The 13,613-nt window shown below is 68.6% G+C and carries 10 protein-coding genes and 1 pseudogene; 3 read left to right on the forward strand and 8 right to left on the reverse strand.

Annotated elements, in window-relative coordinates; all coding sequences use genetic code 11:
• Positions 1-3: 3 nt before the first annotated feature.
• Entirely contained in the window at positions 4-1,587 is a 1,584-nt protein-coding gene (locus A9310_RS14735) for a SpoIID/LytB domain-containing protein (RefSeq protein ID WP_242697016.1), read from the reverse strand.
• A gap of 464 nt (positions 1,588-2,051) precedes the next feature.
• On the opposite strand from A9310_RS14735, the gene A9310_RS14740 reads away from it, so the two are divergent.
• Entirely contained in the window at positions 2,052-3,785 is a 1,734-nt protein-coding gene (locus A9310_RS14740) for an N-acetylmuramoyl-L-alanine amidase (protein ID WP_065631259.1), read from the forward strand.
• Between the two features lie 28 nt (positions 3,786-3,813).
• Here the strand turns inward: A9310_RS14740 and A9310_RS14745 are convergent, their stop codons facing one another.
• Genes A9310_RS14745 through A9310_RS14755 form a run of 3 tightly spaced genes read right to left on the reverse strand, consistent with a single transcriptional unit; the run spans position 3,814 to position 6,274 of the window.
• On the reverse strand, positions 3,814-4,653 hold the full coding sequence (locus A9310_RS14745; protein ID WP_065631260.1) for a Cof-type HAD-IIB family hydrolase: 840 nt from the start codon (positions 4,651-4,653) through the stop codon (positions 3,814-3,816).
• Positions 4,653-5,465, reverse strand: coding sequence for a 1-acyl-sn-glycerol-3-phosphate acyltransferase (locus A9310_RS14750; protein WP_065631261.1), 813 nt, complete (start codon positions 5,463-5,465; stop codon positions 4,653-4,655). Before A9310_RS14750 ends, A9310_RS14745 begins: the two co-directional genes overlap by 1 nt.
• Positions 5,466-5,503: 38 nt before the next feature.
• Entirely contained in the window at positions 5,504-6,274 is a 771-nt protein-coding gene (locus tag A9310_RS14755; protein WP_058250924.1) for a 1-acyl-sn-glycerol-3-phosphate acyltransferase, read from the reverse strand.
• Between the two features lie 214 nt (positions 6,275-6,488).
• Between A9310_RS14755 and A9310_RS26360 the strand changes: the two genes are divergently transcribed.
• Entirely contained in the window at positions 6,489-8,093 is a 1,605-nt protein-coding gene (locus A9310_RS26360) for a Rieske 2Fe-2S domain-containing protein (RefSeq protein ID WP_065631380.1), read from the forward strand.
• Between the two features lie 15 nt (positions 8,094-8,108).
• Here the strand turns inward: A9310_RS26360 and A9310_RS26365 are convergent.
• Positions 8,109-10,223, reverse strand: a pseudogene (locus tag A9310_RS26365) (molybdopterin-dependent oxidoreductase); the annotation flags it as partial.
• 301 nt (positions 10,224-10,524) lie between these two features.
• Between A9310_RS26365 and A9310_RS14770 the strand changes: the two are divergent.
• On the forward strand, positions 10,525-10,737 hold the full coding sequence (locus A9310_RS14770; RefSeq protein WP_058250921.1) for a hypothetical protein: 213 nt from the start codon (positions 10,525-10,527) through the stop codon (positions 10,735-10,737).
• Between the two features lie 72 nt (positions 10,738-10,809).
• Here A9310_RS14770 and A9310_RS14775 read toward each other — a convergent pair whose 3' ends face one another.
• The 3 genes from A9310_RS14775 to A9310_RS14785 are packed head-to-tail and all read right to left on the reverse strand — an operon-like array spanning position 10,810 to position 13,578.
• A complete protein-coding gene (locus tag A9310_RS14775; RefSeq protein ID WP_065631262.1) occupies positions 10,810-11,319 on the reverse strand; it encodes a GNAT family N-acetyltransferase in 510 nt (169 codons plus the stop codon).
• Positions 11,320-11,362: 43 nt separating this feature from the next.
• A complete protein-coding gene (locus A9310_RS14780) occupies positions 11,363-12,616 on the reverse strand; it encodes a lipase family protein (RefSeq protein ID WP_065631263.1) in 1,254 nt (417 codons plus the stop codon).
• Positions 12,617-12,645: 29 nt separating this feature from the next.
• The gene (locus A9310_RS14785; RefSeq protein ID WP_065631264.1) at positions 12,646-13,578 is read right to left on the reverse strand and encodes a DMT family transporter; all 933 of its coding nucleotides are present in this window, start codon (positions 13,576-13,578) and stop codon (positions 12,646-12,648) included.
• Between the last annotated feature and the right edge of the window lie 35 nt (positions 13,579-13,613).

Below are 13,613 nucleotides of genomic sequence, written 5' to 3' on the forward strand. Positions count from 1 at the left end.
CTCTCAGCGGAACGCGTCGCGTTTCGGGAATCCCAGCGCGGGGATGCCGCCGCGATCCTGGTAGCGCTCGAGCCCCTTGCCGACGAGGACCCGCGGTCCGGTGCCCGGGGTGAAGAACATCATCCCCTTCTCGAAGAGCTGGGTGACGCCCGCGGCGTCGGGGGTCAGGGTCGGCACACCGAGCGCCTGGCCCAGCGGTCCGGTGATCCCGCCCAGGTCAGCGAAACGTCCGTTCATCGCCGACGTCGCCATGTCGAGGAACTTCGACGATCCCGGCAGGATCTGTTCGGCGAGCTGGTTGAGGCTGCCGAAATCGATACCCCCGCCGCCGGGCGACGCCGGGCCGGTGGGCGGTTTGACGATCCGCGGCGGCGAGGGCTGACCCTGGACCGCGAACCACGACGACTTCAGCTGCAGCTTGGTTCGAGCTTCCTCGCCACTCACCTCCGCGGTCCCGCCGGAGCCGACCGCGCGCACCTTGATCGCGCGTCCGTGTTCGGCGCCCAGGCCGTTGGCCTCGATCACCTCGAAGCTCCGCAGCGCACCGACTCCGAACGCCGATCCGATGCTGCCCGCGCTGACGGTGGCGGTCCAGTTGTGGTTGGGCGAGACCGTGTCGCCCTCGTCGACGACGGCCGGGAAACGTCCGCCGGCCGTGTAGCCGCCGGTCGACGCGGAGAACTCGGTGAAGGCCGGTTGACCGTTCTGCAACAGGATCTGGCCGGCGGTGGCGTCGGCGGCCGCGTTGGTCCGGCGGTCCTCGCCCGAGACACCGCCGTAGACCTGCGAATTCTGGGTGTCGTCGATCTTCTTGCCACCCGCGATCGCCGCAAGTGCGTAGGTGCGGGCCGCCACGGCCTGCGCCTGCAGCGCCGCCGCGCCGCCGGAGTCGCCCCAGGCGGGCAGGCTCTCGCGCGGGATGACGCCCTTGACGTAGTCGTCGATGTGGATGCGGTTCACCACGCGCCCGCCTTCGAGGCCCATGGCCCCGCGGTAGGCCTTGTTCGATCCGCAGAACTTGAGGAATTCACCGGCCGGGCGGTTGGGCGCCATGCTGAGGGGTTCGACGAAGGTGGCCGGCACCGACCGCACCACACCGCCGCCGCACCCGCTGCGGATGGTGGCCGTGCCCCCGGACAGGCTGACCGCCTGCCCGGGAGCCACCGTCTGACCACCGACTCGCATGCCGGCGTCCGCGTGCACATTCACCGAGCCCTGACCCGTGAGGGCCACCAGGATCTCGGGCCTGTCCACCTTCCCCGCGGTGGTGCCACCGTAGTAGTGGCGCAAGATCTGCTGTGCCGTCCAGCCCTTGCGGGCGTAGCCGTACGCTCCCCATTGCCCCATTCCGCGGCCGTGGCCATGACCGTGCCCGATCAGCGTCACCGTCGACCCGACCGAGAGCTCGACCTGTTCGGCCGATTCCGATGAGCTCGCGACAGCGAGTCCACCGGCCAGCAGTGCGGGCGCCAGCCCCGCCGCGGCCCAGGTCAACGCGCGGTTGCGGGCCCGTCCGGGCCGCGCACCGCTCGCCGGCCATCGCGGCAGAAGCCGTGTAGGTCGGGCTTTGGTCACTGCAGAACACATCCTTCGGTCGCGACGACACCAGCCGCGGGCGGCGAACTTCTGCACCGCTCGTAACGCCTGTGACTGATGTGACGATTGGGACTTAAGTGACCCTAGTGAATTCAGATGCCGATCACCAACCCGAGGGGATCACAACCGGATCACGAGTTGCCCGGGCCGCCGTGACCTCTGGCGCGGGGGTCAGGTCCCCGGATTCATTGCCACCTCATCGTCGAGCATCAACACATCAGTCACATCCGTCACACAGATAACGAGAACATCACGAGTTACCGATGCGCGGCGTGTGTCGCCGCCGTCGTCGATGCCTGACGGCGACGATGACCGCCGTACCGAGCACAGTCGACGACTTCGAAGTCCTGGTGGCTTCGACGCCGTCGGCTGCGCTGATGTCGACGGCTGAGCGGACCCGACCACACCCCCGGAGCACCAGCGCCGCGGTCCGACCAACCTGCGAGGAGACCTGAGTGCGTTACCCCAGACCGAAACCTTCGATCGCGCTCGCCGCGATCGCCGCCGCGGTCGTCGCGAGCCCGTTCGTGGTGATCGCGAGCCAGTCCGAACCACAGTTGGTGGACAACAAGCAGACGGTCTCCAACACCGAGATCGAGCAGGTCCCGTTACGGGAACTGCCCGCCGCCATCGTCGACGTGGCGACGTCCGGCCTCGCCGCGGCGGGGGTCGAACTGCCGCCGATCGATCCGGACGCGTTCCCGCTGCCGGATCTGACGGTCCCGCTGCCGAAGGGTCTCGTCCCGGGAGCCGGCTCATCGTCGAGCACCGATCCCTCTGCCCCGTCGGGATCGCCGTCGAGGGAGTCATCGGCAGAATCGTCGCCGCCGGAATCCCCCTCGGCAGAATCGTCGCCGCCGGAAACCAGCTCGGAGACAACCGAACCCGCCGCCACCCCGACGACCGAGGCGCCCAGCAGCAGCGAGCGGTCGGCACCGTCGACGACGCGGGAACAGCCGGCGCCTCGAGGTGACCGGGCACCGGGGACCCCGACCCGATCGAACCCGAGCAGCACGACCCCGGCGACACCGACGATGGCCGACGGCCGCGAGGTCGGGGCGGCGGTCACGCACATCGTGCGCGAGGCGCCGATCAAGATGGTGGCGTTCACCTGGGAGCGACCCGTGGACGTCGACCTCAAGCTGCGTGCGAAGAACCCCGACGGCAAGTGGGGACCGTGGACGGTCCTGGAGCAGATCTCCCGCGGACAGGCGCCCAGCGCGAAGAACCCGGTCGGTACCGAACCGGTCTGGGTGGGCGACGCACGTGAGGTGCAGGTCGCCGCGAGCAAGGACGGCCTCGCGATCCCGGCGGCGGAAACCCAGGGCGGCGATCTCGCCCAGCTGGCCGTCGGCACCGCGAGCACGGTGGTGACGGAGTTGGCCACGGTTGCCCTCAATGCGCTGAAGGCGACGCTCATCAGCCCCGAGAGCCTGCTCGGCCTGGGTTCGTCGTTGCTGTCGCCGCTGACCGGCGGACCGCAGGTCGTGGCCCGCCAGGCCTGGGGCGCCGACGAGTCCATCCGGTGTTCGCAGCCGGTGTACTCGCCGCAGATGCGCGGTGCGATCGTGCACCACACGGCCGGCAGCAACGACTACACCCCGCAGCAGTCCGCGGAGATCGTCCGGGGCATCTACGCCTATCACGCACGCAGCCTGAACTGGTGCGACATCGGGTACAACGTGCTCATCGACAAGTACGGCCAGATCTTCGAGGGCGCGTTCGGCGGACTCGACCGCAATGTCGAGGGCACGCACACCGGCGGGTTCAACAAGGAGACCCTCGGGGTGTCGATGATCGGCAACCTCGAGGAGGCGCCGCCGACCGCGGCGATGGTGTCGGCGACCGGCAAGTTCCTGCGCTGGCGCCTCGGCAAGGCCGGACTCAACCCGGCGGGCACGGCGACGCTGACCTCAGAGGGGTTCGCGGGCACCAAGTTCGCGGCGGGCACGCAGTCGAACCTGCCGGTCATCTCCGGGCACCGCGACTACAACAGCACCAGCTGTCCGGGAGTCCACGGCTACGCGGCGCTCACCGCGATCCGGGCGCTCGCCGGCGGCGCCCCGCCGGCACCCGAACCGACGCCGCCCGCCGATCCCGCAGCCCCGGCACCTCCGCCGGCCGCACCCGGTGCCCCCGCGCCGCCGGTCGAACCGGGTGCCCCCGCCCCGGTGCCGCCGGCGGCCTGAGCCGGGTCCGGCGATTCGCGGGGACGGATCAGGTTCCGGCGAACCAACGCTCGAGCACCTTCGCGACGCCGTCGTCATTGTTGCCCACGGTGACCTCGTCGGCGGCGTCGAGTGCGGTCGGATGACCGTGTCCCATCGCGACCCCGTGGCCCGCCCAGGTGAGCATCTCGGCGTCATTGGGCATGTCGCCGAACGCGATCACCGCATCGACGGGGAGTCCGGTGAGCTCGGCGAGCCGGGCGAGTCCAGACGCCTTGTGTGTGCCCGGTACGGACAGCTCGATGAGCCCGTTGTCGGTGGAGAAGGTCACCTGGGCGAGGTCGCCGACCATCGGCTCCAGACGACGAGCCATCTCGTCGGAGGCCATGCCCGGCTTACGGACCAGGAGTTTCACGGCCGGATCGCCGAACACCTCGTCGTCACCGACCTCGACGTGGTCGGGGTTGAGCCATGCGTGTTCGTAGCCGGCGCTCGCGACGAACGGTGCGGTCGCGGCGTCGTGTGCGGAACGGCCCGCCCGCTCGGCCGCGATGCCGCATCCCGGGATCTGCTGGTAGGCGATCTCGCCGAGTTTGACCAGGGCGTCGGGTTCGAGATTGGCCGACCAGAGCACGTGGTCGTGCTCGGCGTCGTAGATGATGGCGCCGTTGGCGCACACCGCGTACCGGACGAACGCGTCGGTGCCGGCGAACTGGTCGGTGATCTCGGCGATCCAGCGCGGGGGGCGACCGGTGGCCAGCACGAATTCCGTACCGGCGGCACGGGCGGCGGCGAGCACGGCCAGCGTGCGCGGGGAGACCCGGTTCTCGTCGTCGATGAGGGTTCCGTCCACGTCGCTGGCGATGAGTGTGGGTGGACCGAATGTCATCAGCGTCTGCTTTCTCTCGACCGTGATCTCTCGGCGGCTCGTCTCGCCCGCGCCTCGGCTTTGCGGAGCGCCTCGTCGGCTTCGATCACCGCGGCTTCCTGAGGTGTCGGTGCCGAACCGCCCAGTCGCGACGGAACCCAGAACTCACCCGGCGGGTGCGGACCGTAGGCGTCCTGAACCTCGATGAGCATCGAGTTCATGGTGTCGCGGAGCCTCAGGGTCTCACGCTCGGGGGACTCACCCGGAGCTGGGGTGAACGGCAGACCGAACCGGACATGCACCGGCAGCCGGCTCCGGCCGATGTTCCGCAGTCCGCCCTTCGTCCACTGGCGGTGGGCACCCCACACGATCGCCGGGATGATGGGCACCCCGGTCTCGGCGGCCATCCGGGCCGCACCGCTCTTGAACTCCTTGAGCTCGAAGCTGCGGCTGATCGTCGCCTCCGGATAGACCGCGACGATGTAGCCGTCCCGCAGCCGACCGAGCGCGGCTCGATACGCCTCGGCGCCACGCGACCGGTCCACCGGGACGGTCTTGGTGTGGTTGACCAGGAACCGCATGATCCCGATGTCCATGACCTCGGACTTGATGAGGAAACGGGTCCGGCGTCCGGCCCGCTGCACCCCGAGCGCGAGCGGCAGGAAGTCGACGTAGCCGGTGTGGTTGACGCACAGCACGGCGCCGCCGGAGTCGGGGATGTTCTCGATGCCGGTGAAGTGCAGGTCGAGAGCCTGCGCCCGGACGATCCCGTTGGCGATGAGCTCCAAGGTGCGATACACCGGCTCGCGGTGTCCGTGCCTGGCTGCGCTCATGGGTCCAGGTTAACGCCGCCTCACCGGCCGACAGTCGATCAGACGACCCCGGGGTCGTCCTTCCGCGGCTCGCGTTTGGCGGCACGTTCCGCCTGCTCCTGGGCGTCCATCCGGTTGGCCTCCTCGAGTGTCGGCGCCGAACCGCCGAGCCGGGCGGGGACCCAGAACTCACCCTTCGGGTGCTCGCCGTAGGCATCCTGCAGTTCGAGGAGTTTCGCACTCATGACCTCGTGCAGCTTGGCCGTGAGGGCGTCGGCGCTGCCCGTGGCCTCGAGGGGCTCGCAGACGCCGATGGAGATCTTGTACCCGGTGCGCCCCAGCTGTTTGGGGTGCCCCTTGGTCCACACGCGCTGCGCACCCCAGATCACCGTGGGGACGATCGGCGCGCCGGATTCGATCGCCATGCGGGCGGCACCGGACTTGAAGGCCTTCAGCTCGAAGCTCCGGCTGATCGTCGCCTCGGGGTAGACCCCGACGAGCTCGCCGCGCTTGAGGTACTCGACCGCGTTGCGGTAGCTGTCCGCACCTTGCGCGCGGTCGACGGGAATGTGCTTGAGCGAACGCATGATCGGTCCGGAGATCTTGTTGTCGAAGACCTCCTTCTTCGCCATGAAGCGGACCTTGCGACGGCCCTGCAGGTAGGCCGGGATACCCGCATAGGTGAAGTCCAGGTAGCCGGTGTGGTTGATCGCGACGACGCCGGGGCCGTCGGCCGGTACGTGTTCCACACCCGACACCTTGAACTTCAGACCTTCGGCCAGCCACAACAGGCGGGCGGCGGTGATCACGGTGTCGTACACGGGTTCCATGCGAGAGAGTTTAGCCACTGTCCCCGGAGCCCTCGCCGCCGTCGGCGGCCTGGTCGCCGTGACCGGCCGTTCATCACGACGGGACCCGTGAGACTCCTCACGGTGAGCATCCCGTGGGACTCATGGCCCACGCACCAGCCCGGCACGGCTCGATACCCTGGACGTCTGTAGTGCCCTGCCGCGCAGCCCCGCGCACACCATGAAAGGCCCCTTCGTGCAGATCACCAGCATCGGTCATGCCGGTTTCCACATCCAGACCACCGCCGGATCGATCCTCTGCGACCCCTGGGTCAACCCGACGTACTTCGCCTCCTGGGTGCCCTTCCCGGACAACTCCGAACTCGACTGGAAGACGCTCGGCGACTGCGATTACCTCTACGTCTCGCACCTGCACCGCGACCACTTCGACGAGCGGAACCTGCGCGAAAACGTCAACAAGGACGCCACCGTCCTGCTCCCCGACTACCCGGTGCCGGACCTGCGCCGCGAACTCGAGAAGCTCGGATTCGCCAAGTTCGTGGAAACCACCGACTCGGTCAAGACGACGGTGACGAACGACAAGGGTTCGTTGGACGTCATGATTATCGCGTTGCGGGCGCCCGCCGACGGCCCGATCGGCGACAGTGGACTCATCGTCTCCGACGGCGAGACGGTGTGCTTCAACATGAACGACGCCCGGCCGATCGACCTGGACGTCGTCGACGAGGCGTTCGGGCACGTCGACGTCCACCTGCTGCAGTACTCCGGCGCGATCTGGTACCCGATGGTCTACGACATTCCGCGGAAGTCCAAGGCCAACTTCGCCTCTCAGAAACGTCAGCGCGGAATGGACCGTGCGCGTTCCTATATCGAGCAGGTCGGGGCGACGTGGGTGGTGCCGTCGGCCGGACCGCCGATGTTCCTCGACGAGGACCTGTTCTACCTCAACGACTTCGGGTCCGGCGAGACCGCGGACACCACGTCGATCTTCCCGGACCAGGAGACCTTCCTGGAGCAGATGCGCATCCACGGCACCGACGACGGCGAGAAGCACCGCGGCCTGATGATGGTGTCGGGTTCGGTCGCCGACTTCTCGGGACCGACGCTGAACGAGGTCACCCATCCCTACGCGCCCGCCGATGTCTTCGGCGAGAACAAGCGGGCCTACCTCGAGCGGATGAAGGAGAAGTTCGCACCGGTCATCGCCGCGGAGAAGGCCACGTGGGCACCGGCCGAGGGCGAGCCGCTGATCGGCGCGCTCCGCGAGCTGTTCGAGCCGATCATGGCGCAGTCGGATCTGATCTGCGACGGCATCGGCTACCCCGTCGGACTGGTGATGACCCCCGGCGGCGGCCCGGCCAACGACGCCACCGAGACCGTCGTGATCGACTTCCCGAACCGCATCGTGCGCGAGCCCAAGGAGGGAGAGGGTAAGTACCGCTACGGTTTCCGGATCGCCACCGAGCTGGTCCGGACCGTCCTGCGCGACAACGAGCCCGACTGGGTCAACACCATCTTCCTGTCGACGCGGTTCACCACCTGGCGCATCGGCGGTTACAACGAGTTCCTCTACACCTTCTTCAAGTGCCTGACCGACGAACGGATCGCCTACGCCGACGGCTGGTTCGCCGAAGCACACGACGACTCGGCGTCGATCACCAAGGACGGCTGGGAGATCCAGCGCCGCTGCCCGCACCTCAAGGCCGATCTCGGCAAGTTCGGGGTCATCGACGGCGAGAAGCTGACCTGCAATCTGCACGGATGGCAGTGGGATCTGCCCACGGGACGCTGTCTGACGTCGAAGGGGCATGAACTCCGCGCGTCGAAGCTCGACTCGTAGCCGGATCGCGGAGTGCGGGCTGGCGATCTCGACGAGGTCGCCGTCGTGCACACCGCTGCGCGCGGCATCGAGTGCGTTGACCTCCACCCACACCTCCGGCGCCGCCCCGTCGAGTTCGCGTGCGCGGCCCGTCTTGGTGCGGGTGTGGAAGTGGTAGACCGTTCGTCCCGTGATCAGTGCGAAAGGGTGGTCGGCACTAGGACTCTCGGGAGGTGGCAGGTGTGGCGCCGCCTTGACCAGCGCCCGCGCCGCCGGGTTGAGGTCGCGGTACTCATCGGGTTGTAGCGGCTCGCCGGTGAGCAGATCCTTGCCGTACGACTCGCAGTAGTCCGCCGCGCTGTAGAAGCGGCCGTCGGCGTAGAGACGCTCGGTGCCCTCGGGAGCGTCCGCGGTGCACGGCCACTGCACGCCACCGCGGGCCCGCAGCAACTCGTACGTCATCCCGCTGGAGTCGCAGGGCCGGCCCGCGCTGCACTCACGCCAGGCTTCGAAAGCGGATTCGGCATCCGTTCACGGGGGCAACGGCTTCCCATCCCGGTCACGGAAGTCCATGCGACGGGCGTAGTCGAGGAAGATGTCGAGGTCGGCTCTGGCCTCGCCAGGCGGATCGACCGCCTTCTCCGACAGGTGCACGGTGCGGTCGGCGTTGGTGAACGTGCCCGTCTTCTCACCCCATCCAGCTGCCGGGAGTACGACGTCGGCGAGTGCGGTCGTCTCAGTCGGGAACATGCCCTGCGCCACGACGAACACATCGTCCCGTTCGAAGATCGCGCGGATTCGCCCCAGCTCCGGCAGCGACACGGCGGGATTCGTGGCACTGATCCACAGCATCCGTATCGTCCCCTTCTCGGCGAGGCGGAAGATCTCCATCGCGTGGGTGGGCGGGTTTTCATGCGGGAGCCGGTCTTTCTCGATGTTCCACAGGTCGGCCAGTTCGCGCACGTGCGCGTCGTTCTCCCAGTTGCGGAACCCCGCGAGATCGCCGTCGGCCCCGCACTCCCTGGTGTTCCCGGCGGTGGGCTGGCCGTTCATCTGCAGCAGACCGCAACCGGGCCGCCCGAGCATCCCCCGGATGAGGTGGATGTTGTTGACCTGAACCGCCGCGGCGGTCGCCTGGTGCGATTGGTAGAAGCCCTGCAACACCGTCGACACCAGTCCTTCGGCGCTGCCCAACAGACGTGCGGCGTGATGGAGATCGTCGGCCGGGACATCGCAGATCTCGGCGACGCGTTCCGGCGGATAGTCGTCGACCATCCGACGCAGGTCGTCGAAACCGACTGTGTGCGAGTCGATGTAGTCGTGGTCGACCCAATCGTTGGCGATTATTTCGTGCAGCAGCCCGTTCATCAGCGCGACGTTCGTGCCGGGCAGCGGTGCCAGATGGACGGTGGCATGCCGGGCCACCGGCGTCGTCCGCGGATCGACGCAGATGATGGCCGGCGGGTGGGGACCCGCGAGTCGGTCGAGGATGCGCATCCACGTGACGCTCTGGGTCTCGGCGATGTTGTGCCCGAACAGCGCGATGGTGTCGGCATGGTCGAGGTCGGTGTAGGTGCCGGGCTGACCGTCGCTGGCGAACGAGGCCTTCAGCGCTTCTGCGGCCGTCGCAGTACACAACCGGGTGTTGCCGTCCACGTGGTCGGTGCCGATGGCCCCGTGCGCGATGACCCCGAGCGTGTAGTACTCCTCCAAGAAGAGCTGTCCGGACGTGTAGAAGCCGATCGCGGCGGGTCCGTGTTCGTCGAGTAGAGCCCGGGACCGTTCGACGATGCGTCCCATTGCGTCGTCCCACGTCGCCTCGACCAGCCGACCGTGCTGCCGGACGAGCGGGCGGGTCAGTCGGTCCCGAGACGAACTGGCCTGCCATCCGTAGAGATCCTTGACGTCGACGCGACCACGGTTGACACGGTCGTCGGCCCGGCCGCGGACGCCGACGATCCGGTCGTCGACCACCGCTATGTCGAGGGCGTCGCCGTTGGAGTGCAGGACCGACGCCGAGCGAACCCAACGTTGCACCTCGTCAGGACCGATTCCGTCGCCCAAATGCTGATCGACCCGGACCGGCCATCGTTCACCCGGCGCGTACGGGGTGCGCCCGCCCCAGAGATCGTCGATGCGATCGGCCACGATTCCCTCCCCACGACGTGACGACGCCTTCGGACCGTCGGGTGTACCCAACCGCGTCGGGAGTCATTCGTCGTCCGTGGACCGCGATTCGACGCCGGCCGATTACTTCGACGCGATTGTGGGTAGCCCTGCGGCACGTTCGCTCGCGACCCGTTACCGACCCGTTGCGCGCGACACGATCCGAGCTCGACGACCTCGGCAAGGGGTCCCGGGCGCGGACAGATTTCTACGATGAGGAACAGGGCTCACGGCCGGACACGACGTCGGCCCGCGAGTCGCACACAACGACCGTGAGGAGAACATCATGGCCAAGTACCGCGTCATCGATTCGAGCGAGAACGTCGTCGAAGAGAAAGAGTTCGACGATGCCACCGGCGCATACGACTGGTTCAAGACCGTCGCCGCACCGGACGACAGCCTCGGCACCGTCATGCAGGTGCACGACGACGGCGAGTGGAAGAACTTCGAGGTCTCGGACGGGGGCACCAACGCCAGCCCGTCCGCCGACGCCGACTGAACCGCCTCCCCTCGGCAGGACGAGGTCGGCCACCCTTCGCGCCCCGGGTCTCCCGGGGCGCGAAGTCCGTTCTCAGACCCCGAACGCAGCCGGATAGGCGATCGTCCCGCTCGGCACCGGGCGCGCATCGTCGAGCACCAGCGCCATCATCGCCTCGTCCGGGACGTCGAACGGTGCGCGGATTCCGAATCGGGACGCCGGGACGAAACCGAATCTCGGGTAGTACTCGGCATGGCCGAGCACCACCACCAAGTTCTCGCGGTGCGCGCGGGCAACGTCGAGACCCGCGACGATGGCCGCGGAGCCCGCCCCGGACCGTTGACACGACGGCAACACGGCGCAGGGTCCGAGCGTGAGCGCCGGTGCCGCGTCGACGCGGCACCGCGAATACAACGCGTACCCGACGATCGCGCCGTCGGCGTCGGTCGTGACGATGGAGAGCCCGTCGATCCAGGCGTCGCTGTCGGCCCGCAGCTCATCGACGATCCGCGCCTCGTCGGGGGTCGGGAACGCTGCGAGCACCACGTCGCGGATCGCGTCGGCGTCCCCGTCACGCTCGGTGCGGGTCGTCCACCTGCTCACGGGTTTCCCGTGTATCGAAGAGGTCGTGCGGCCACGGCGGTAGTCACCGGCCGCACCCGCCGGCCGGCTGCCCGGAGAAGCGACTGTTGAGGAAGCCGAGCGCTTCGGCGCTCCACGGGATGAACGCCCGGGTGTGGTTCGAGCCGCGGTACTCGGTGAACGTCGTCGGCACCCCGCGGTTGCAGAACGAGCCGGCGAGGCGCGCGACATCGGCCGCGATCATCACACCGTCACCGGTGCCGTCGACGTTGCCGACCCCGAGCATCATGGGGCTGCGCGGAGTGCCGAGCGTCCCCATCACATTCTGCGAGATCGCCTGCCGGACACCGGGAACGTCCAGCAGGCCGCCGACCGTCGGCACGAGGAGCTGGTGATCGGTCAGACCCGGGTACTTGTCGGCGAACGCCTCGATGCACTCCCCCGCGACCTGTCCGAGGACCTGCTTGCCCTTCGGGGAGAGGTAGGACTGCATGTCGATGCCGTAGGTCTCGGCGTACACCGCCATCAGCGCCGGGATCACGCCGGCCCAGTTCTCACTGCCGTTGACGTAGCCCAGATTGTTGGCCGGGTTCACCAGCACGCCACCCGCGGCGGCCCCGACGATGTTCAGCTCCGGCGCGTAGCGCGGCGCCAGCTCCGCACCGAAGCCGGTGGGGATCGACCCGCCGGAGTAGCCGAACAGTCCGATCGGTGTCCGGGCCGGCGCCCGCAGGTGACCGAGTGCGGCACGCACGCCGTCGAGCGCGGAGTACCCCGATTCGCGCGCCATCGTCCAGCGCAGCCCGCGGCCCTCGTAGTCGGGGGCGGCGACGGTGTAACCGGCGGCGAGGAGCCCGGAGATGAGCGTGATGTCGATCGGCGCCTCCGCGGCATTACCGCCGCGCAGCGTGTACGACGGGTCGCACTGCGAGCCGAGTGCGTCGTAGAACGAGTGGTACGAGACGATGCGTCGTGGCGCTCCGGCAGCCGCGCCCGGCGGGGAGATGACCGTGGTGACCGTCGCCGTCGGCCTGCCGAACTGGTTCGTCGTCCGGTAGAGGATCTGGGTGGCCGAGATCGGGATACTGGTTCCGCGCCAACCCAACTCGACCTGCCGCGTCCGCAGCGCTGCGCCTGGTGACCGCGATTCGTAGCCCGCGGGCGGATCGTAGAACGGGTCCTGCGACGGCAACTGCGCCGGCGCTGCCGCGGGTACCGGAACGGGCGTCGCCGACACCGTGGGCGCGAGGAGGGACAGGGTCGTCGTCAGGCCGAGGATCGCGGTCAGCGTTCCGAGGCCGCGGGAGAGAAGCCGCATGGATCGTCATCATGCCCGATATGCGGCGTCTACGGCGTCTTTCGTTCCGCCTTCGGGTCTGACTGGCCCGAGGCGCCCCCGGAGGTGTCGTCCGGCACCGGGTTCTCGCCGGCCCGCTCGACCGCCTCGACCACCGGCGACATCGCCACCACCACCGCGCCGGCCACGGCAGCGACGAAGGCGATCACGGCGACGGCGCCCCAACCAGCACGCGTGGTGTCGCCGAGCACCAGGATGCCGATGACACCGGGGACGACCGTCTCGCCGACGACCAGAGCAGCCGACGCCGCGCTGACCGACCCCTTCTGCAGGGCGACGGTGAACATGTAGAAACCACCCGGGCCACACAGGATGATCGCGTAGAGCGCCGGGTCGGTGAGCAGTTCACCGAGATCAAAGGGGTCGAGGCCGTCGAGGATGCGCACCGCGACCGCGAGGACCCCGAACAGCACACCGGCGGAGAGACCCGCCAGTACCGCGACACGACTCTGCATCCGCGGCAGGATCGCGGCGCCGAGTCCCAGGATCGCTGCTCCCACGACGAGCACCGCCCAGTGCAGCCACCATTCGTGCTCGTGACCCTCGTCGCCGGCCGAGAAGCCCAGCAGGACCAGCGATACGACGACGACCGCGATCGCCGTCCAGTCGCGGACCGACAACCGCGCGTGCAGGAACAGCGTGGCGAGCACGACGGTCACTACAAGGTTCGCACTGACGATCGGTTGCGCCAGGAACAGCGGGATCATGCGGGCGGCGACCATGTTGCCCAGGAATCCGATGCCGTCGAGCGCCGTGCCTGCGAGGAACGACACCGTCAGCATCGCGGTGATCGTCGACCGCAGCGACGGCGCCTCCCCCGGCGCGCCGGTGTCCTCGACACTCTGCGCGCCACGTGCCTGCAACACCGACGCGGTGCCGTACGCCAGCGCCGCGAACACCGCCGCGAGGATCCCGATCAGCATGGTCGAACAGTAACCACCGTCGAGCGGTCGTGCGG

This window comes from Gordonia sp. UCD-TK1 (genome assembly GCF_001691435.1).
Taxonomy (GTDB): Bacteria; Actinomycetota; Actinomycetes; order Mycobacteriales; family Mycobacteriaceae; genus Gordonia; species Gordonia hongkongensis.